Annotated in this window: 17 protein-coding genes and 1 other RNA gene; 6 read left to right on the top strand and 12 right to left on the bottom strand. The window is 68.0% G+C overall.

The features are described 5' to 3' along the window. Positions 1-6: 6 nt before the first annotated feature. The 5 genes from QTI05_RS05440 to QTI05_RS05420 form a co-directional block, all read right to left on the bottom strand. A complete protein-coding gene (locus QTI05_RS05440) occupies positions 7-1,044 on the bottom strand; it encodes an ABC transporter ATP-binding protein (protein WP_286541635.1) in 1,038 nt (345 codons plus the stop codon). A 367-nt stretch (positions 1,045-1,411) separates the two neighbouring features. Then, the gene (locus tag QTI05_RS05435) at positions 1,412-2,311 is read right to left on the bottom strand and encodes an ABC transporter permease (protein ID WP_286623233.1); all 900 of its coding nucleotides are present in this window, start codon (positions 2,309-2,311) and stop codon (positions 1,412-1,414) included. 3 nt (positions 2,312-2,314) lie between these two features. Further along, on the bottom strand, positions 2,315-3,268 hold the full coding sequence (locus tag QTI05_RS05430; protein WP_286623231.1) for an ABC transporter permease: 954 nt from the start codon (positions 3,266-3,268) through the stop codon (positions 2,315-2,317). A 45-nt stretch (positions 3,269-3,313) separates the two neighbouring features. Next, on the bottom strand, positions 3,314-4,966 hold the full coding sequence (locus tag QTI05_RS05425) for an ABC transporter substrate-binding protein (protein ID WP_286623366.1): 1,653 nt from the start codon (positions 4,964-4,966) through the stop codon (positions 3,314-3,316). A 166-nt stretch (positions 4,967-5,132) separates the two neighbouring features. After that, complete coding sequence (locus QTI05_RS05420; RefSeq protein WP_286623229.1) at positions 5,133-5,948, bottom strand: IclR family transcriptional regulator; 816 nt, start codon at positions 5,946-5,948, stop codon at positions 5,133-5,135. An 81-nt stretch (positions 5,949-6,029) separates the two neighbouring features. On the opposite strand from QTI05_RS05420, the gene pyrC reads away from it, so the two are divergent. The 5 genes from pyrC (at position 6,030) to lepB (ending at position 10,236) form a co-directional block, all read left to right on the top strand. Next, positions 6,030-7,061: a dihydroorotase gene (gene pyrC, locus QTI05_RS05415; RefSeq protein WP_286623228.1), complete on the top strand. Its 1,032-nt coding sequence runs from the start codon at positions 6,030-6,032 to the stop codon at positions 7,059-7,061. Continuing rightward, complete coding sequence (locus tag QTI05_RS05410; RefSeq protein ID WP_286541641.1) at positions 7,058-7,855, top strand: NYN domain-containing protein; 798 nt, start codon at positions 7,058-7,060, stop codon at positions 7,853-7,855. The genes pyrC and QTI05_RS05410 overlap by 4 nt, the downstream gene beginning before the upstream one ends. Next, a complete protein-coding gene (locus QTI05_RS05405) occupies positions 7,831-8,562 on the top strand; it encodes a DUF3025 domain-containing protein (RefSeq protein WP_286623226.1) in 732 nt (243 codons plus the stop codon). The genes QTI05_RS05410 and QTI05_RS05405 overlap by 25 nt, the downstream gene beginning before the upstream one ends. Positions 8,563-8,657: 95 nt before the next feature. Beyond that, complete coding sequence (htpX, locus tag QTI05_RS05400) at positions 8,658-9,536, top strand: protease HtpX (RefSeq protein ID WP_286541643.1); 879 nt, start codon at positions 8,658-8,660, stop codon at positions 9,534-9,536. A 10-nt stretch (positions 9,537-9,546) separates the two neighbouring features. Then, on the top strand, positions 9,547-10,236 hold the full coding sequence (gene lepB, locus QTI05_RS05395; protein WP_286623224.1) for a signal peptidase I: 690 nt from the start codon (positions 9,547-9,549) through the stop codon (positions 10,234-10,236). Between the two features lie 15 nt (positions 10,237-10,251). Here lepB and QTI05_RS05390 read toward each other — a convergent pair whose 3' ends face one another. Together QTI05_RS05390 and cysK are read right to left on the bottom strand one after the other, a co-directional pair. Next, positions 10,252-11,898 (bottom strand): NAD(P)/FAD-dependent oxidoreductase, encoded by a 1,647-nt coding sequence (locus QTI05_RS05390; protein ID WP_286623223.1) that lies wholly within the window; start codon positions 11,896-11,898, stop codon positions 10,252-10,254. Positions 11,899-12,072: 174 nt separating this feature from the next. After that, on the bottom strand, positions 12,073-13,002 hold the full coding sequence (cysK, locus tag QTI05_RS05385) for a cysteine synthase A (protein ID WP_286541647.1): 930 nt from the start codon (positions 13,000-13,002) through the stop codon (positions 12,073-12,075). Positions 13,003-13,065: 63 nt separating this feature from the next. On the opposite strand from cysK, the gene rnpB reads away from it, so the two are divergent. Further along, an RNA gene (gene rnpB / locus QTI05_RS05380) (RNase P RNA component class A) lies at positions 13,066-13,407 on the top strand. A 5-nt stretch (positions 13,408-13,412) separates the two neighbouring features. On the opposite strand, the gene QTI05_RS05375 is transcribed toward rnpB, so the two are convergent. The 5 genes from QTI05_RS05375 to QTI05_RS05355 are packed head-to-tail and all read right to left on the bottom strand — an operon-like array spanning position 13,413 to position 19,000. Continuing rightward, a complete protein-coding gene (locus QTI05_RS05375) occupies positions 13,413-14,564 on the bottom strand; it encodes a M48 family metallopeptidase (RefSeq protein ID WP_286623222.1) in 1,152 nt (383 codons plus the stop codon). A 4-nt stretch (positions 14,565-14,568) separates the two neighbouring features. Beyond that, positions 14,569-15,897 (bottom strand): YjgN family protein, encoded by a 1,329-nt coding sequence (locus QTI05_RS05370; RefSeq protein ID WP_286623220.1) that lies wholly within the window; start codon positions 15,895-15,897, stop codon positions 14,569-14,571. A gap of 49 nt (positions 15,898-15,946) precedes the next feature. After that, the gene (locus QTI05_RS05365) at positions 15,947-16,594 is read right to left on the bottom strand and encodes a Pr6Pr family membrane protein (RefSeq protein ID WP_286623218.1); all 648 of its coding nucleotides are present in this window, start codon (positions 16,592-16,594) and stop codon (positions 15,947-15,949) included. Continuing rightward, complete coding sequence (locus QTI05_RS05360) at positions 16,587-17,324, bottom strand: RNA pseudouridine synthase (RefSeq protein ID WP_286623216.1); 738 nt, start codon at positions 17,322-17,324, stop codon at positions 16,587-16,589. The genes QTI05_RS05365 and QTI05_RS05360 overlap by 8 nt, the downstream gene beginning before the upstream one ends. An 8-nt stretch (positions 17,325-17,332) precedes the next feature. Continuing rightward, positions 17,333-19,000, bottom strand: coding sequence for an MBL fold metallo-hydrolase (locus tag QTI05_RS05355; protein ID WP_286541652.1), 1,668 nt, complete (start codon positions 18,998-19,000; stop codon positions 17,333-17,335). Between the last annotated feature and the right edge of the window lie 20 nt (positions 19,001-19,020).

The following is a 19,020-nucleotide window of genomic DNA, read 5'->3' as shown; positions in this document are numbered from 1 at the left end:
TCATGCTCAGGCGGCCTTTGCGAGCGGCAGTGCATTCGGGTGACCGCTGCCGGGTTCGTACATCAGGCAGCTCACCGCCTGCGCGGCGCCCGCGAGCACGCGCGCCGGCACACGTTCGCTGCAGACCGGTGCGGCCATCGCGCAGCGTGGGTGAAAGCGGCAGCCCGAGGGCGGGTTGATCGGGTTCGGCGGGTCGCCCGCCAGCGCGGCTTCTTCGGTGCGGTGATCCGGATCCATCGAGGGCATCGATGACAGCAGCGCGCGCGTGTAGGGATGCGCGGGCGTCTCGTAGAGCGCACCGGACGGGCCGATCTCCGAGACCTGTCCCAGGTACATCACCATCACGCGGTCGCTCATGTAGCGCACCACGTTCAGGTCGTGGCTGATGAAGACGTAGGTGAGGCCGAACTCGGCCTTGAGATCCAGCAACAGGTTGATCACCTGTGCCTCCACCGACTTGTCGAGCGCCGACACGGCCTCGTCGAGGATCACCATGCGCGGCTGCAGCGCGAGCGCGCGCGCGATGTTCACGCGCTGGCGCTGCCCGCCCGACAACTCGTGCGGATAGCGTTCGGCAAAGCGCTGCGGCTCCAGCCCCACGCGCACCAGCAGGTCGCGCGCGCGGGCGATCGATTCCTTCTTCGGCACGCCATGCACCTGCGGTCCGAACGCGACCGAGTCTTCGATCGTGAGGCGCGGGTTCAGGGAGGCGTAGCTGTCCTGGAACACCATCTGCACCTGGCGCCGGAACTCCTTCAGCGGCAGGTCGCGGCTGCCGACCGCGCGGCCGTCGAACACGACCTCGCCGGCGGTCGGTGCGATGAGCTGCATCAGGAGGCGCGCCGTGGTCGACTTGCCGCAGCCCGATTCGCCGACCACGCCGAGCGTTTCGCCCTTGAGTACCTCGAAGTCGACGCCGTCCACCGCGCGCACCACGCCGCCGCCGCGACCCAGCGGGTCTTTCTTGAGCGGGAAGTGCTTCTGCAGGCCGCGCACCGTGAGCAGCGGTTGCGCCGGGCCGCCGATGTCTTTCAGTGCATCCATGCGGTCACGCTCCTTCGGTGAGCACTGCGTTGCGTTGCCGGGTGCTTTTGTTCAGGGTGCTTTTGTTCGGGGCGCGTGCACAGGCCGCCGGGTACTCCCCTCCGCGAATGTCCCCCGCCTTCGGCTCCTCCTTTATTTCGCTGCGGGGAGCACCCGATGCCCTGTGCACGGGAGGCGCGGCTGTAGTGCTGGCCGATGAACGACCGCTCTGATTGATCACGCCGATGGGGTGCCTTGCGCAGCGAAATAAAGGAGGAGGCCGAAGGCCGGGGGACATTCGCGGAGCAAGGTACCCCGTCGGCGCGAGCGCGCCCTGAACAGCGAACGTCGAACCCAGCACAAACAACAAAGGAGCAGAGTTCCACGTTCAGCCCTTGTTGTCCATCGCCGAGCGCAGGCCGTCGGAGAGGATGTTGAAGGAAATCGACGTAACGAAGATCATCGCCCCCGGCAGCGCCGCCACCCAAGGCTGCACGTAGATCGCGGTCCGCAGCGTGTTGAGCATCAGGCCCCACTCGGGTTCGGGTGGCTTCACGCCGAGGCCGAGGAAGGACAGGCCCGAGGCCAGGATCATCGACACCGCGATCAGGCTGGTGGCGTACACGAAGATCGGCCCGAGCACGTTGCCGAGCACGTGCACGCGCACAATCGTGAAGGCATTGGCGCCCGAGGCACGCGCCGCTTCCACGTAATCGCGGCTGCGCACCTGGGTGGTCACGCTTTCGGCCACCCGCGCGATCTGCGGGATGAACACGATGGTCAGCGAGATCAGCGAGTTGAAGACGCCCGCACCCAGCACCCCCGACAGCGCAATGGCCAGCAGCACCGACGGGAACGCATAGAACACGTCGATCGTGCGCATGATCAGCGTGTTGACGATGCCGCCCGCATAGCCGGCCACGATGCCGATCACCGCACCGAGCACGAAGGCGCAGACCACCGGCGTGATGCCGATGAAGAGCGACAGCCGCGCACCGACGATCAGGCGCGACAGCATGTCCCGGCCCAGTTCGTCGCTGCCGAGCGGCAGGCCCTCGGTGCCAATCGGCTTCAGCCGCTTGAGCATCGACGAGGCGTAGGGATCGGCCGGCGCCAGCCAGGGGCCGAACACCGCTAGGCCGATCAGCAGCAGCACCACGAAGGCCGCGCCCATCGCGACCGGGTCGCGCGTGAAGCGCAGCATGGCCGACGTCCAGTAGCCGCGCGAGCGCTGCATCGGCAGCGGTTTCACGTCGACGGCGGCGGAAGAAGCAGTCAGGGTGGCCATGGGTCAGGCCCTCGCAATGCGGGGGTCGAGCAAGGTTTGCAGCACGTCGACCAGCAGGTTCAGCACCACGAAAAACAGTGCCAGCACAAGGATCGTGCCCTGCAGCAAAGGCAGGTCGCGCTGGAAGATCGCGGAGTTCAGCAGGAAGCCGGTACCCGGCCAGGAGAACACGGTCTCGATCAGGATCGAGCCGCCGAGCAGGTAGCCCAGCTGCAGCCCCATCACGGCCAGCGCCGTGGGCGCCGCGTTCTTCACCATGTGGCGGAACACGCCGAGGTGCGTGAGCCCCTTGGCGCGCAGGCCGACGATGAATTCCTGGTCGAGGATGTCGGCCACCAGCGCGCGCACGGTGCGCGCGATGATGCCCATCGGAATCACCGACATCGTGATCGCCGGCAGCACCAGGAACTGGATGTGATCCCAGTCCCAGGCCCAGTCGCTCGAGCCGCCCGGCCCGGCGCCGGTGGCCGGCAGCAGCATCAGCTGCGACGAGAACACGATCACCATCACCATGCCGAGCCAGTAGTGCGGCACGCTCACGCCGAGCACCGAGAGCATCGACGCGAAGCGGTCGAGCCAGGAGCCGCGGAAGTAGCCGGCGACGAAGCCGAACAGGCAGCCAACCACGAAGCCGATCACGGTCGCGACCACTGCGAGCCGCAATGTGTTGCCGACCGCCGTCAGCACTTCGGTGGCCACCGGCCGGTTGCTCGCAATCGACACGCCGAGATCGCCATGCATCGCGCGCCACACCCACATCGCGAACTGCTCGGGCAGCGAGCGGTTGAAGCCGTAGAGCTCGCGCAGCTGTGCCTGCAGGTCCGCCGAGGCATCGGGCGGAAGGATCGAAACCAGCGGGTCGCCCGGCGCCAGGTGAACGAGCAGGAAGCACACGAACGCGACGCCGACCATGATCGGCAGCGCATAGACGATGCGACGTAACAGGTAGGCAAACATCGGTGGCTGGCTTGAGGCTGGCTTGGCTGGCGGCGGCGAGCGCCGTCAGTCCATAGTCATGGTCGCGATGTCGATGAACCAGCTGCGCGGCTGCACCACGTTCTTCACCTTGGCCGACAGCGCGCGCGGGCCCACGTCGTGCGCGATCCAGACGAACGGCGCGTCGTCGACGATGTGCTCGTGCAGCTTGGCCAGCGCGGCGTCGCGGGCCTTTTCGTCGAAGCTGGTGCGCGCATCGGCCACCAGCTTGTCGACCTCGGGGCTGCCGTAATAGCCCCAGTTGTTCGACACCGGCGGGAACGCCTTGGTGCTCACGAAGCGAACCATCGCGAAGAAGGGATCCATCGCCGCGAAGCTCACGTTGGTCGCGTTGGCGCCGTTGGCCGACGGATCCTTCGCGCCCTTGCGCCAGTTGGTGAACAGCGTGTTCCATTCGATCACGTCGAACTGCACGTCGAAGAAGCATTGCTTGAGCGACTGCTGCGCGAACTCGTTCATCGGCAGCGGCTGCATCTGGCCCGAGCCCGAAGCCGAGATCTGCACCTTCACCTTGACTGGCTTGGCGGCCGAGTAGCCGGCCTGCGTCATCAGCGCCTGCGCCGCCTTCACGTCGTACTTGATGTCGAAGGTCGGTTTGCCGAACCAAGGGTGGCCGGGTGGCACGGTGCCCTTGGGCTCGGCCATCATGCCGCCGAGCAACTGCTTCATGCCGCCGCGGTCGATGCACAGATTGGCGGCCTGGCGCACGCGCTTGTCGAGCCAGGGCGAGCCCTCGACAAAGGAGAGTTGCCAGGGCCACACGTGCGGCTGCGCGTTCGAATAGATCTTGAAGCCGCGCTGCGTGATCTGCGGCATGGCGTCGGGCGCCGGCGCTTCGATCCAGTCAACCTGGCCGCCGAGCAGCGCGGCGGTGCGCGCATTGGCTTCCGGCATCGGCAGCATCACGACCTTGTCGATCTTCGGCACGCGCTTGGCGTCCCAGTACGTCTTGTTGGCTGCGAGTTCGAGGCGTTCGCGCGCCACGAAGCGGGTGACCTTGAACGGGCCCGAGCCGGCCGGGTCGGCGGCGAAGGCCGTCCAGGCGGCCTTGGCCTTGTCGGCGGGGGTTGCGCCGGCGGCGGCATCGAACTTCTTTTGCCACTGCGCCGGCGAGGCCATGAACAGGTTGGTGAGGTTGATCGGCAGGAACGCGTCGGGCTCGCTGGTCGTCAGCTCGACGGTCATGTCGTCGATCTTGCGGGCGCTCTTGAGCGTGGGCATGCGCGAGGCCGTCACGCCGACCTGGCTCGGATCGAACTGCGGCGCTTCCTTGTCGAGCACCTTGTTCACGTTCCAGACCACGGCGTCGGCCGTGAAGGCCGAGCCATCGTGGAACTTGACGCCGGGACGCAGCTTGAAGGTCCACTTGGTCTTGTCCTTGGCGTCCACCGCCCAGGAGGTCGCGAGAGCGGGGATCAGCACGCTCGGCGCGTCGGCCTTCGACAGATCCCATTGCGTGAGCGAGTCGTAGATCGGGATGCCGGTGAAGCGGTTGCCCTCGAAGCCCTGGTCGGGTTGGCCCAGCGTGCGCGGAATGTCCGCGGCGGTCATGGCAATGCGCAGCGTTTTTTCCTGGGCCGCGGCGGCGCCGCAGGCGAGGGCGGCACAAGCGGCGACAAGCCCGATCCAGAAGTGCCTGGCAGGCTGGGAAGACGTCATCGGGTTCATGGAGCGGCCTCTAAAAGATGGTTTGCAAAGTCGGACGGAGCCGTTGTCTGGCGAAGCAAGTGCTGTGCCAATCTCTGCATTCAAACGCATCGTTTAAAGGTAAATGGATATCGATAATCGATATATTCACGCGGCCTCAAGGCGCGTGCAGGGGGCGTCAGTGCGAGATGGCGCTGGAGATGGCGCGCGCGCACTCGATCACCATCGGCGCGAGCTTCTTCTGCGCAGCCTCCAGGCTCCACCGGCTGGTGGGCGGCGCCACATGCACCGCGCCGAGCGCGCGCCCCTTGCCGTCGATGATCGGCGCGGCGATGCCCATGTCCCCGAGGAACAGTTCCTCCGCGTTGTACGCATAGCCGAGCTTGCGGCAGGCGGCGACGCGCGCCAGGATGGCATTCACGTTGGTCAGCGTGGCCGGTGTGCGCGCTTCGCGCCGGGAGCGCTGCAGCATGGCCCTGGCTTCTTCGGTCGGCAGCGAACTGAGCCAGGCGCGACCCGAACTGGTGCAGTACATCGGAATCCGCATACCCACGGGAGTCGAGACCGGAATGAACTGGCTCGTGACCCGCTGCGCCACGTACAGCATGTCGAGCTCTACCGGTTCGGTCAGACTCGCCGTTTCGCCGCTGGCATTGGCGAGCTGCGCAAGGTAGGGGTTCGCCACCTGCACCAGCGGATGGCTGGCGAGGTAGTTGAAGCCGATGTCCATGATTTTCGGCCGCAGCTGGAAGCGGCGCGTCTGCTCGTGCTTGCCCACGTAGCCCAGCACCTGCAGCGTGTGCACCGTTCGCTGTGCCGAGGCCTTGCTCATGCCGGCGCGTGCCGCCACTTCGGCCAGGGTCATCGTCCGGTGCGCGCCGTCGAAGGCATGCAGCACCGCCAGGCCCTTCTCGAGCGACTGGTTGAAGAGCGGGTCGGCCGGCGCCGCATCGTCCTCGACCGGGCGCACCGGCGCAGATTTCTTGCTGACCATCTGTTTTTATATGTGTGAATCGATTATCGATTCTAGGATCGGGCGCAGTTTGCCGGCATGCGAATGGGACAATCCCGAGCCATGACAGATACCCTGACCCTCCTGCGTCCCGACGACTGGCACCTCCATGTGCGCGATGGCGCCGCGCTCGAAGCCGTGGTGCCGCATTCGGCGCGCCAGTTCGGCCGCGCGCTGATCATGCCCAACCTGCGCCCGCCCGTGACCACGGCGCAGCAGGCGCTGGACTACCGCGACCGCATCCTCGCGGCGGTTCCCCCGGGCGTGGAGTTCGAGCCCGTGATGTCGCTCTATCTCACCGACCGGTTGCCGCCCGAAGAGATCGCGCTGGCCGCCGAGGCCGGCGTGCGGGCCCTCAAGCTCTACCCTGCGGGTGCCACCACCAACAGCGATGCCGGCGTGACCGACGTCCGCAAGACCTACAAGACACTCGAGGCCATGCAGAAACACGGTCTGTTGCTGCTGGTGCATGGCGAGGTGACCGACCCGGCCATCGACCTGTTCGACCGCGAGGCGGTGTTCGTCGACCGCGTGATGGTGCCGCTGCGGCGCGACTTCCCCGAGCTCAAGATCGTGTTCGAGCACCTGACCACGAAAGAGGGCGCGCACTACGTGCGCGATGCCGGCCGCTTTACCGCCGCCACCATCACGGCGCACCACCTGCTCTACAACCGCAACGCGATCTTCACCGGCGGCATCCGGCCGCACTACTACTGCCTGCCGGTGCTCAAGCGCGAAACCCATCGCATCGCACTGGTCGAGGCAGCAACGAGCGGCAGCGACCGCTTCTTCCTCGGCACCGACAGCGCACCGCATGCGGCGCACCTGAAGGAACACGCATTCGGCTGCGCCGGCTGCTACACGGCGCTGACGGCCATCGAGCTCTATGCCGAGGCCTTCGACAATGCCGGCGCACTCGACAAGCTCGAAGGCTTCGCGAGTCTGCACGGCCCCGATTTCTACGGCCTGCCGCGCGCCACCGACACAGTCACGCTCAAGCGCGAGGCCTGGACGGTGCCCGAGACCGTGCCGTATGGCGACGCCCTGCTCAAGCCGCTGCGCGGCGGCGAAACACTGAACTGGAGGCTTGCATGAACGCAACGACACCGAAGGTGATGCTGCTGATCGACGCCGACAACGTCTCGGCCGATGTGATGGAGCAGGCCGTGCACAAGGTGCTGGCCGAACACGGCGCGCTGCATGTGCGGCGTGCCTACTGCACGGCCGAGGTCGCGCTCAAGCACCAGTCGCTGTTCAAGCGCCTGTCGGTGCGGCCGATGGTCAACCTCGCTGCGGGCAAGAACAGCACCGACATCGCGCTCGCCGTCGATGCGCTCGACCTGGCCATCGCAGAGCGCCCGCAGGTGGTCTACCTGGTGTCGTCCGACTCCGACTTCGCGCCGCTCGTGATCCGGCTGCGCGAGAAGGGCTGCCGCGTCTGCGGCATCGGCCAGCAGGGAAAGACCGGCGAGGAGACCGTGGGCGCGTACGACGCGTTCACCGACCTCGAACACCATGGCAGCCGGCCGGCCGCTGCGGCGGCGCCTGCGCCCGCCCGGAAAACCCGCGCCAGGCCGGCCACCAAGACGGCCGCTGCCAAGACCGCACCGGCCGCCAAGAAGACCGCTGCAAAGACCGCGGCCCGCAAGACCGCAGCCGCCCGCCAGCCCAACCCGCCCTCCGAAGCCGCCGAGTTCATCCTGCAGGCCTTGCCCGCGCTGCGCACCGGCAAGGAGGTCGCCCTCAACGATGCCGCCCAGGCCCTGCGTGCGGCGGGGTTGCTCGGCAAGCACGGCAGCTCGCTGAAGCTGTTCGACAAGCTCACCGACGAGTTCGCGGTGTTGCAGCATCCCGACCGCATCCGATGGACGGGCGCGACGGCCGCTTGAATCCGGCCGGCGCGATCGATTGGAATCGGCCCTGGCTCGATCCCTATCGCGCGCGGGGCGCGACGGTGGTGCTGCAGGCCGTGCGCGAGGCCGGCCTCCCGCGCTTCGTGCCGCAGGATCGACTGCCGCCCGGCGAAGCCTACGAAGCCTTCATCCACCGCACCGGCACCGTCCCCACCCGCGACAACCTGCACGACTTCTTCAACGGCCTGGTATGGCTGCGCTTTCCGCAGGCCAAGCGTCGGCTCAACGCGTTGCAGGCAGCCGAGATCGCCCGCGCCGGCATCGGCGCCACGCGCGGCCCGCTGCGCGATGCGCTCACGCTGTTCGATGAGAACGGCGCCGTGCTCGATGCGCCGCCGGCGCTCTGGCAGGCGCTGATCGCGCGCGACTGGCAGCGGCTTTTCGTCACCGAGCGTGCGCTCTGGCAGCAGGCGCGCCTGCTCGTTTTCGGCCATGCCCTGCTGGAGAAGTTGGTTGCGCCGAGGAAAGCGGCCACGGCGCATGTCCTGCTGGCGCCAGACGTTGCGAAATCGATCGCCGCCGACGACGCAGCGATCACCGCCGCCCTCGATGCGGTCCATCTTTCGGCCAAGCCTTTTGTGACCCTTCCCGTTCTCGGCATACCGGGCTGGTGGGCCGCCAACCAGAACTTTTGCTTTTATGATGACTCGGACGTTTTTCGGCCGCGCCGATCCTCTGAGTAGAACAACAACCAACACGGTTCCGCGTCGAAGCACAGCTTGAAGCGGGCCGCCCGGCCCCCAACTGCGCGCCAACGTTTCCCCACGGAGAAATCAACTTGAAACGCATTCTTCTGTTTGTCCTGACCAACGTCATGGTGGTGGCGGTGCTTGGCGTCGTCGCCAGCCTGCTCGGCGTCAACCGCTTTCTCACGGCCAACGGCCTCAACCTCACGGCGCTGCTCGGCTTTGCGCTGGTGATGGGTTTCGGCGGCGCGATCATCTCGCTCCTGATCAGCAAGCCGATGGCCAAGTGGACGGCCGGACTGCGCATGATCGACAACCCCCAGACGCCCGACGAAGCCTGGATCGTGCAGACCGTGCGCAACTTCGCCGACAAGGCCGGCATCGGCATGCCCGAGGTCGGCATCTTCGAGGGCGAGCCCAACGCCTTCGCCACCGGCGCGTTCAAGAACTCGTCGCTGGTCGCGGTGTCCACCGGCCTGCTGCAGGGTATGACGCGCGAAGAGGTGGAAGCCGTGATCGGCCATGAGGTCGCGCACATCTCCAATGGCGACATGGTCACGATGGCGCTGATCCAGGGCGTGATGAACACCTTCGTGGTGTTCCTCTCGCGCGTGATCGGCTATGCGGTCGATTCCTTCCTGCGCCGCGGCGACGACCGCTCGTCGGGCCCGGGCATCGGCTACATGGTGACGACCGTCGTGCTCGACATCGTGCTGGGCTTCGCCGCCGCCATCGTGGTGGCCTGGTTCTCGCGCCAGCGGGAGTTCCGTGCCGATGCGGGCGCCGCGCAGCTCATGGGCCGCAAGCAGCCCATGATGAATGCGCTGGCCCGCCTCGGCGGCCTGCCGGCCGGCGAGCTGCCCAAGGCCGTGGAAGCGATGGGCATCACCGGCGCGGTCGGCAAGCTGTTCGCGACCCATCCGCCGATCGAAGAGCGCATCGCCGCACTGCAGAACGCCCAGCAGGGCTAAAGAGGACGCCATGGCCAAGCTGCAGCGCCTGATCCGGGACAACCGCGGCTTTCTGGTGCTGCTGCTGTTCTTCGGCCTGTTCCGCACCGCAGTGGCGGACTGGAACCCGATCCCCTCGGGGTCGATGCGGCCGAACCTGCTCGAGGGCGACGTGGTGTTCGTCAACCGGCTCGCCTTCAACGTCAAGGTGCCACTGACCGATGTGATCGTCGCGAAGACGGCCGAGCCGCAGCGCGGCGACATCGTGACCTTTTCGTCGCCAGCCGACGGCACGCGCCTCATCAAGCGGCTGGTAGCGCTGCCGGGCGACGTGGTCGAGATGCGCCACAAGCGCCTGGTCATCGACGGCCAGCCCGACAGCTACGTGCCGCAAGGTGCGGGCATCGAGCCGGTGCCTGGCGTGGTGGACGGGCTGCGCGCCTTGCGCATGGAAGAGCAGGGTGCTGCGCCTGGCAGCCCGCAGCGCACGATCCAGTGGCTGCCCGACGTGGCGGCGCGCGACGATTTCGGCCCGGTCACGGTGCCGGCCGACCACTTCCTCATGCTCGGCGACAACCGTGACAACAGTGCCGATTCGCGCTACTTCGGCCTGGTGCCGCGCAAGCTGCTGATCGGCCGCGCCGAGCGCATCTTGGTGTCGGCCGACATCCTCGACCACTGGCAGCCGCGTTTCAACCGCTTCGGCAAGTCGCTCTATTGAGCACCGGCGGCGCTATCAGTGGCCCTGCGTGATCGCGCGCGCCACCGCTTCCGCCACCTTGATGCCATCGACACCCGCCGAGAGAATGCCGCCCGCGTAGCTTGCGCCTTCGCCGGCGGGGTAGAGCCCGCGCACGTTGAGGCTTTGAAAATCCTCGCCGCGCGTGATCTTGATGGGCGACGAGGTGCGTGTTTCCACGCCGGTGAGCACCGCGTCGTGCAGGTCGAAGCCCTTGATCTTGCGGCCAAAGGCCGGAAAGGCCTCGCGCATCGCCTCGATGGCGTAGCCGGGCAGGGCCTGGTGCAGGTCGCTCGGCGTCACGCCGGGCTTGTACGAGGGCTCGACGCTGCCGAGCGCGGTGGAGGGCCTGCCCGCGACGAAGTCGCCGACCAGTTGGCCCGGCGCGCGGTAGTCGCTGCCGCCGAGCACGAAGGCGTTGGATTCGAGTTCGCGTTGCAAGGCGATGCCTGCCAGCGCATCACCGGAGGAATTGGGTTCCCATCCTGGAAAGTCGCCCGGGTCGATCCCCACCACGATGCCCGCGTTGGCGTTGCGCTCGTTGCGCGAGTACTGGCTCATGCCGTTGGTGACCACGCGGCCCGGCTCGCTGGTGGCCGCGACCACGGTGCCGCCGGGGCACATGCAGAAGCTGTAGACCGAGCGGCCGTTGCTCGCGTGGTGCACCAGCTTGTAGTCGGCCGCGCCCAGCAGCGGATGGCCCGCATGGCGGCCCCAGCGCGCGCGGTCGATCAGGCCCTGCGGGTGCTCGACGCGAAAACCGATCGAGAACGGCTTGGCCTCGATGTGCACGCCGCGCGCATGCAGCATCTCGAAGGTGTCGCGCGAGCTGTGGCCGAGCGCCATCACCGCGTGATCGCAGCGCAGTTCGCCGGTGGCGCCGGTGGCCTGGTCGAGCACGGTCAATCCACGCAGATGGCCGTCTTCGATCCGCACGTCGATCACGCGCTGCTCGAAGCGCACTTCGCCGCCGAGCGCGATGATTTCCGCGCGCATCGTCTCGACCACCTTCACCAGCTTGAAGGTGCCGATGTGCGGGTGCGCGACGTAAAGAATCTCGGGCGGCGCGCCGGCCTTGACGAATTCTTCCATCACCTTGCGGCCGAGGAAGCGCGGATCCTTGATCTGGCTGTAGAGCTTGCCGTCCGAGAAGGTGCCGGCGCCGCCCTCGCCGAACTGCACGTTGCTTTCAGGGTTGAGCACGTTCTTGCGCCACAGGCGCCAGGTGTCCTTGGTGCGCTGCCGCACCGTCTTGCCGCGCTCCAGCACGATCGGCCTGAAGCCCATCTGCGCCAGCAGCAGTGCCGCGAAGATGCCGCAGGGGCCGAAGCCGACCACCACCGGCCGCACCGGCAGGCCGGCGGGGGCTTGCGCCTGGAGCCGGTAGGCCATGTCGGGCGTGGGCGTCACGCGCGGGTTGCCGGCCAGCTTAGCGAGCAATTCGGCTTCGCGGCCGGGGTCGACCAGCGTGACGTCGACGATGTAGACCTGCAGCAGGTCTACCTTGCGCGCATCGAAGCTGCGCTTGTGCACGTGGATGTGGGCGACGGCGTCTGCTTCGACGCCGAGCAGGCCCTGCACCGCGCGCGGCAGCGCATCGGAAGGCGGATCCAGTGGGAGTTTGATCTCGGAGAGGCGAATCATCGTGCGGCTCGTGGTTATCAAGCAAGGTGCGAATCTTAGGCCAGACAGCGTGCCTCACCGCCCTGATCCTGGAGGCGGCGTGACCGTCGCGCTGAGCACCCCGAACCCCGAAACGTCAAGCACGAAGCGCGGGCGCGATGCCCGCCGCCAAAGGCCCGGTATGAGGCCCGCCCGTCAGGCCGGCAGCGCCGGCAGGAAGCCGTCCACCGACAGGTAGCGCTCGCCCGTGTCGTAGTTGAAGCCCAGCACCACCGCGTCGGCGGGCAATTCGGGCAGCTTCTGGGCGATGGCGACGAGCGTGGCGCCGGACGAGATGCCGACCAGCATGCCCTCTTCGACCGCGCAGCGGCGCGCCATCTCGCGCGCCGGTTCGGCGTCGACCTGGATCACGCCGTCGAGCAGGCTCACGTCGAGGTTCTTCGGAATGAAGCCCGCGCCGATGCCCTGGATCGGGTGCGGCGACGGCGCGCCGCCCGAGATCACGGGCGAGGCCACCGGCTCGACCGCGAACACCCTGAGCTTGGGCCATTTCGCCTTGAGCACTTTCGCGCAGCCGGTGATGTGGCCGCCGGTGCCCACGCCGGTGATCAGCACGTCAACGCCATCGGGAAAGTCGGCCGCGATCTCTTCGGCCGTGGTGCGCACGTGCACCTCGATGTTGGCCGGGTTGTTGAACTGCTGCGGCATCCACGAATTGGGCGTGGTTGCGACGATTTCTTCCGCCCGCGCGATCGAGGCCTTCATGCCGCCGGCACGCGGCGTCAGGTCGAAGGTTGCACCGTAGGCCAGCATCAGGCGGCGGCGCTCGAGCGACATGCTGTCGGGCATCACCAGCACCAGCTTGTAGCCCTTGACCGCCGCGACCATCGCCAGGCCGATGCCGGTGTTGCCGGAAGTCGGCTCGACGATGGTGCCGCCGGGCTTGAGCGCGCCCGATTTCTCGGCGTCTTCGATCATCGACAGGGCGATGCGATCCTTGATCGAGCCGCCCGGGTTGGCGCGCTCGGATTTGATCCAGACCTGCTGTTTCGCAGCGCCGAACAGGCGCTGGATGCGTATGTGCGGCGTGTTGCCGATGGTCTGGAGGATGTTCTGGGCTTTCATGGGAGGGTCTCCTGGCATCTTCAAAACAGTGGATCGCCATTGTGGCGAGATAATCCGTTCCGTGAAGCACGCCAGACCGCCGCTGGTGCAAGTCTCGAAAGAGCGCACTGGAGGAACGTCCGGACTGCACAGGACAGCGCAGGAGTTAACGACTCTCCACCGTGAGGTGAGGATCAGAGCAACAGAGACGAGTCGGCAAAGGGGCAACCCGGCGCCGGGTGAAACGGGCAATCTCTGCGCGCAGCAACACCAAGTAGGCCAGTATCGAGGTGGTTCCGCTGAGCTGGCGGGTAGGTGGCATCGAGCCGTCCGGGTGACCGGCGGCCCAGATTAATGGCGGTCACGTGGGCGCAACCGCAAGGAAGCGTCAACGCACAGAATCCGGCTTATCGGCGGGCTTCACACTTTTTTTACCGGGGCGCGGTGCAACCCTGCAGTTGCCCCGACTTCATGCGCTGGGCGCGCTCGGCCGTGGCCGGATGGCTGCTGAGCAGGTTGGCCAGCGCGGACGAAGAGGATGAGGGCGGCGTGGCCTTCGGTTTGTCGTCCTTCCCCTTCTTGCTTTCTTTTTCGTCTTCCGGCCCGTCGATTGCCAGCAGCAGGTCGGCCATCGGCGCCAGCGGGCGCTGCGCCTTGCGCATCAGTGCCACGGCGAAGCAGTCGGCCTCGGCCTCGTGGTTGCGCTGGTAGGCCAGGCCGGTCAGCAGCGTGCTGCCGGTGGCGACGATGCTCGATACATCGCCCATCGCCAGGCCCAGCCCGACGTTGAGCACCCCCTGCTCGACCACCAGCCGGGTCGTGTGCCGGTGCACCACGTGGCCCATCTCGTGGGCCAGCACGCCCACCAGGGCATCGTCGCCCAGGCTGCGTTTGCGGGCAGCCTCGACCAGCCCGTCGGTGACGACCATGGCGCCGCCCGGCAATGCGAAGGCGTTGGCGCCCATGCCCGAGCGGAACGCCAGCGTCATGGTCGGCGCATAGCCCGGGTAGCGCGCGAATTCCGGGCCCATCTGCTGGACCAGGCTGTCGAAGGCCGCGCGCAGCTCGGCCTGGCGTTCGGGCGCGAGCTTGCTCGGCTTCAGGTAGCTTGCGTCGAGTTCCTGCATCGCCTCGGCCGACAGCTGCTGCTCCCAGCCCAGCGGCACGTGCTGCGCCAACTGCGCCGCGGCCCAGGGCGTGCCCCAGCGGTAGAAGGCCCAGAGGCCGAGCACCGCGACGACCAGCACGGCCGCGAACACGCGCCAGTGCGTCTGCATGCGCTGCGCGAGGCCGGGCCGCCCGCCGGCCGCTTCGAGTGCGGCATGCCATTGCGCGCCATTGTCGATTTCGAGGCTGCCGCCGCTGCGCAAGTCGACCACCACCGTGCGCTGGGCGCGCCGTGGATTCCATGCCTCGGGCCAGCCGATCTCACCGTGCGCGAACACGCGTGGGGCCGCCCCGCCCGCGGTCAGCGGGTGCAGATGGAGCGCAGGGCCGCGCGGGCCGGGCGCGAGGCCCACGAGCACGGGCTGCGCCTGGCTGCTCAGCCCGTCGAACCAGCGCGCGCGCAGCAGGGGTTCCATGCCGTCAGCTGATCAGGTCGAAGCCGACCGCGTCGCCGATTGCATCGCCGAAGCCGTCCTGCTGTTGCTGGCTCAACTGGCCCACCAGCGGCTCCAGCCCGCCGCGCAGGTGCAGCGTGACCGACTCGCTCTTCATGTGGTATTCGTTGATGCGTGCGAACGGCCGGTAGAAACCCAGCGTCAGCACGCTGAAGATCGAATTGCGGATGCGCCGCCAGACGAAGGCGCCGGTTCCCAACCCGGTGCGAAAGCGCGCGATGTCGCTCACGCCGATGTTGTTCCACATCAGCTGGAACATGCGGGCCTCGCGGTAGGCCAGCGCAGGCGTGGCCGCGAGGAAGACGGCGAGGAAGCCGCCGAACAGCAGCGCCATCACCAGCACGATGGCCATCATGCCCATCGGGCGCGAGCCCGAGAGCAGGGCCAGCCCGCCGAACAGCACGCCCAGCAACGCCACCACGCCGATGATCAGCGCCACCGAGAGCACGAACACGGCCACGCTCGCCAGCCAGATCCGCACGAAGTCGCGGTACACCGGCTTCCAGCGGCCGGCCTGCGAGCCGATCAGCGTGCGGCGCACCAGAAGGCTCTTGTAGTTGTATTCGAGGCGGATCAGGCACAGCAGGCTCAGCACCACACCCAGCAGTCCGAGGCCCCACATCGCCGGCGTGACGACCGGGAGCTTGGGCAGCTTCGCGTCGTCTGCGTCGTCTGCCACGGACGACGTGTCTTCTTCGTCTTCCTGCTGCGCGCCGACATCCGGCGCGGCCTGGGCTTGTGCGACCAGCGTCGATGCCCCGGCTTGTGCGGGCGAGGGCGGCGTCATGCGGTCGAGGGCAAAGCCCAGCACCAGCCAGAGCGCCGCCAGCGCGAACACCGGCCAGCTCGCCCGGTACACCTCGGCCCAGCTGGCCTGGAACTGCAGCCGCAGCCCGCGCCAGCGCGTGTGGCCGAGCCGAAAGCGCATCGCGCTGCCCCAGAGCCACGGCGCCAGCGCCGCACCGACCACCAGCATCGCTGCCACGGCGGTGTCCTGGCCGGTGTTGGACGCCAGCTCGAAAGCGACATACAGCGCGGCGAACAGCAGAAAGCCGACCACCATGCGCCGCAGCGGCGCGGTGAACTCGAACGGGCTGTCGGCCAGCTCGGTGTGGCCGTAGAAGTACTGCACGGTGCGGCGCCGCGCCCAGGGTGTGTAGAGGCCGAGCGTGATGATGGTCAGCAACACGTTGACCATCCAGACGCCGAAATACTCGCCGCCGTCGCCCGAAAAGCGCACGGCATGTTGTTCGATGGGCGGGCGCGGCTGTGCGACCGGCATGTCGTCGTTCATGAAAATTCCCTCCTGCGAGGGAGTCTACCGGCGCGTTCCGGTCGGCGGATCAGGGCCGGGGCTTGACCCGGCCCACCGCCACCAGCAGCAGCGCGATCGCCGAATAACCGGCCAGGATGCCCGCTGCGTTGACCGCCACACGCCCCAGGCCGAGCGTGGCGACGTCGACGAAGGGATAGGGGTAGACGCCCCAGATCGCGCCGCGCACCATCGCATAGACGAGGTAACCCAGCGGGTAGGCCCACCACCACGGCAGGTCGCGCCAGCGCAGCCCCCGCGCAGGCACGGCCAGCCACCACCAGAGCAGAAACAGCAACGGCATCACGTAATGCAGTAGCACGTCCGCCAGCCACAGCAGGCCCTGCGGCGCCCAGATGTGGCGCAGCACGAAGAAATAGACCAGGCCGACAACGGTGATCGAGGCCGCGACTCCCGTCGTCACTCCGGGCCGGCGCCAGAGCTGCCAGAAGGCGGCGGTCGAGCGCGTCCACGCGGCGCTGAGCACCACTGCCGCCAGCAGGTTGGTCAGCACGGTGAAGTAGCCGAAGTACATGAACACTCCCCAACCCGCCGAGCGCGCGTTGCCGAGCGCGAGCTGGATCGACAGCACGAGCTGCAGCGCAAGCGCGAGCCAGCCCACCAGCGCGCCGACGCCGGCGAGCGTGCTTCGCCCAGGCGTGAGCCTCAGGTCAGACACGTTCGTTCGGTGCCATGAAACGCCACTCGCCCGGCGCGAGCCCGGCCAGCGGCAGCCGGCCCACGCGAATGCGCTTCATCGCCACGATGCGCAGGCCGGCCATGTCGCACATCTGCGCGATCTGGCCGGGCCAGCTGCCCTTGACCGCGAAGCGCAGCCCGGTCACCCCGTCGGCCTCGCGGCCGATGCTGACCTTCGCCGGCAGCATCGCGCGGCCGTCGATCACGGGCGACTGGTTGAGCCGGTGCAGCGCGCGCGGATCGACCGGGCCGGCCACGTCGACCATCACTTCGTTTTCGATCAGCCCGGCGTCTTCCACCAGCTTGCGTTCGACGCGCAGTTCCTGCGTGAACACCAGCAACCCGCTGGCGCCGGTTTCGAGCGGGGTGAAGCAGTGCTGCCCGGCAAAGTGGCGCTGCAGCGGTGGCCGCTGCGAGCGCTCGCTTTCGCTGTGCTGCGCCATCACCAGCAGCTTCGGCAGCGGTGCGTTGAAGGCGATGCCGGCCGGCTTGTGCAGCAGCAGCGTCACCGGCTCCACGGCGCCCGGCCGCGCGCCGGTCTCGATTTCCACCTGCTGCGCATCGCGCACGCGGTGCGCCGGCACTTCGACCACGCGGCCGTCGACGCGCACGGCGCCGCTCTCTATCAGCAGTTCGGCCTCGCGGCGCGAACAACCGGCCAGCGCCGCCACGCGTTTGGCCAGGCGGATACCTTCTGCTTCGTCAGTCATGGGTCGATTCATATTCGGGTCAGCAGCCGGATGCGGTCGACATGGGCTTCGAGCGAGCGTGCCGCCACCGGCCACATGCGCGACGGCACATCGTCGTAGGCCAGTTCCAGCCATTCCTCGGGCGTGCCGTCGGGCAGCTGGCGCATGACGGCGGCGATCTTGGCCTCGCGCTTCATGCGGTGCGCCTTGAGCCGCGCGATCGCCGCCCGCGCCTGGCCCAGCACATAGCCATGCGCCGGCAGGATGAACTCGACACCGTGCGTCACGCAGGCCTCGTCGAGCACATCCAGCGAGTGAAGGTAGGCGGTCATGTTGCCGTCGGGCGGGTCGACCACGGTGGTGCTGCCGTTCAGCACGTGGTCGCCGGTGAACAGCAGGCCGTCTTCCTCGAGCAGCAGGCAGAGGTGGTTGGCGGCATGGCCCGGCGTGTGGATCACGCGCAGCGTGTGCGTGGCACTCAATACCGAATCCGCCTGCTGCGCCCGCCCCGCCAGCGTGATGCGCTCGTGATTCTGCAGCGTGCGGTCGGGCGTGAAGCGCGCCGAGGCCCGCGCGGTGGGCGCCGAGGGCAGGCCCAGGATCGGCGGCCGCTGCCGGCACAGCGCCTGCAGCGGCAGCGCGCCCGGCGCATGGTCGGCGTGCGAGTGGGTGCAGACGATCGCGCGGATGTCGCCCTGTGTCAGGCGCCAGAGCCGGCCGATGTGGTCGAAGTCGTTCGGCCCCGGGTCGATCACGATGTAGCCGGTGGAAGCATCGCCCACGATCCAGGTGTTGGTGCCCGGCCCGGTCATCGCGCTCGGGTTGTTCGCCGTCAGGCGCTGCACATTCTTGAGCAGCCTGACCGGCTCCTGACACTGCCAGTCGAGCGGATGCAGGATCTGGCCATCGGGGCAGACCAGCGCGAGCTCGCCGTACGGCGCCTCGTGCTCCATGTAGCGCGCTTGCTTGCCGCCGAGCAAGCCGGCGCGCGGGCAGCTCGTCCACAGCGGCTGTTCGCGCGCGCAGACGGCGAGCACCGCGTCGACGCTGTCGAAAGCGGCCAGCCGCTCGAGCGTGCGCACGGTCGGGAAAAGCATTGCAAAGCGCTTTTGCGCGAAGCGCGCCAGCGCATCGGCCGGGCGCACCCAGCAGGGCTCGAACTGCTCGGTTTCGTCCGCCACCGGCACCTGGCCCTCGGGCATGCGCGCCACCAGAAAGGGCACGTCGAAGCGTTTCGGCAGGTCGCGGTCGGTCATCCAGTGCGCGAGCGTGAAGACCTGGTCGCTCGCCAGCCGCAGCCCGCGCACCGCGCACTGGGCTGCGAGCGACATCTCCGGCGGCGTGCTGCGGTCCATTGCCGCCACTTCGGCGCCGCTGACCATGCGCCCATCGGGATGGCGCGCCAGCAGCACGCCCAGCTCCTCGAAGCTCTCGCGGATCGCGGCGATCGACTGGGTCAGCTGCAGGCGGCTCTGGGTGCGGCGCCGCGTGGCGATGGGGCGGGCCTCGATGTCGCTGTCGTCGATGCGCCCGCCCGGGAACACATAGGCGCCCGGCGCAAAGCTGGCGTGTTCGGAGCGCCGGGTCATCAGCACTTCGATGCCTTCGGCCGTATCGCGCAACAGCAACACCGTCGCGGCCGGCAGCAACGGTGCCGGATCACGATGGGGGTGGAGTTGTTGGCCGGGGCGAACCATCGCGCCATTATCGGGAGTGC

The organism is Variovorax fucosicus, assembly GCF_030316825.1.
In the GTDB taxonomy this organism is placed as follows: domain Bacteria; phylum Pseudomonadota; class Gammaproteobacteria; order Burkholderiales; family Burkholderiaceae_C; genus Variovorax; species Variovorax fucosicus.
This window is presented reverse-complemented; position numbering and strand designations above follow the sequence as displayed.

Excerpts from the sequence above, each read along its gene's own strand:
- QTI05_RS05440 (WP_286541635.1), bottom strand. The coding sequence starts at position 1,044 with ATGGATGCACTGAAAGACATCGGCGGCCCGGCGCAACCGCTGCTCACG.
- QTI05_RS05435 (WP_286623233.1), bottom strand. The coding sequence starts at position 2,311 with ATGGCCACCCTGACTGCTTCTTCCGCCGCCGTCGACGTGAAACCGCTG.
- QTI05_RS05430 (WP_286623231.1), bottom strand. The coding sequence starts at position 3,268 with ATGTTTGCCTACCTGTTACGTCGCATCGTCTATGCGCTGCCGATCATG.
- QTI05_RS05425 (WP_286623366.1), bottom strand. The coding sequence starts at position 4,966 with ATGACGTCTTCCCAGCCTGCCAGGCACTTCTGGATCGGGCTTGTCGCC.
- QTI05_RS05420 (WP_286623229.1), bottom strand. The coding sequence starts at position 5,948 with ATGGTCAGCAAGAAATCTGCGCCGGTGCGCCCGGTCGAGGACGATGCG.
- pyrC (WP_286623228.1), top strand. The coding sequence starts at position 6,030 with ATGACAGATACCCTGACCCTCCTGCGTCCCGACGACTGGCACCTCCAT.
- QTI05_RS05410 (WP_286541641.1), top strand. The coding sequence starts at position 7,058 with ATGAACGCAACGACACCGAAGGTGATGCTGCTGATCGACGCCGACAAC.
- QTI05_RS05405 (WP_286623226.1), top strand. The coding sequence starts at position 7,831 with ATGGACGGGCGCGACGGCCGCTTGAATCCGGCCGGCGCGATCGATTGG.
- lepB (WP_286623224.1), top strand. The coding sequence starts at position 9,547 with ATGGCCAAGCTGCAGCGCCTGATCCGGGACAACCGCGGCTTTCTGGTG.
- QTI05_RS05390 (WP_286623223.1), bottom strand. The coding sequence starts at position 11,898 with ATGATTCGCCTCTCCGAGATCAAACTCCCACTGGATCCGCCTTCCGAT.
- cysK (WP_286541647.1), bottom strand. The coding sequence starts at position 13,002 with ATGAAAGCCCAGAACATCCTCCAGACCATCGGCAACACGCCGCACATA.
- QTI05_RS05375 (WP_286623222.1), bottom strand. The coding sequence starts at position 14,564 with ATGGAACCCCTGCTGCGCGCGCGCTGGTTCGACGGGCTGAGCAGCCAG.
- QTI05_RS05370 (WP_286623220.1), bottom strand. The coding sequence starts at position 15,897 with ATGAACGACGACATGCCGGTCGCACAGCCGCGCCCGCCCATCGAACAA.
- QTI05_RS05360 (WP_286623216.1), bottom strand. The coding sequence starts at position 17,324 with ATGACTGACGAAGCAGAAGGTATCCGCCTGGCCAAACGCGTGGCGGCG.
- QTI05_RS05355 (WP_286541652.1), bottom strand. The coding sequence starts at position 19,000 with ATGGTTCGCCCCGGCCAACAACTCCACCCCCATCGTGATCCGGCACCG.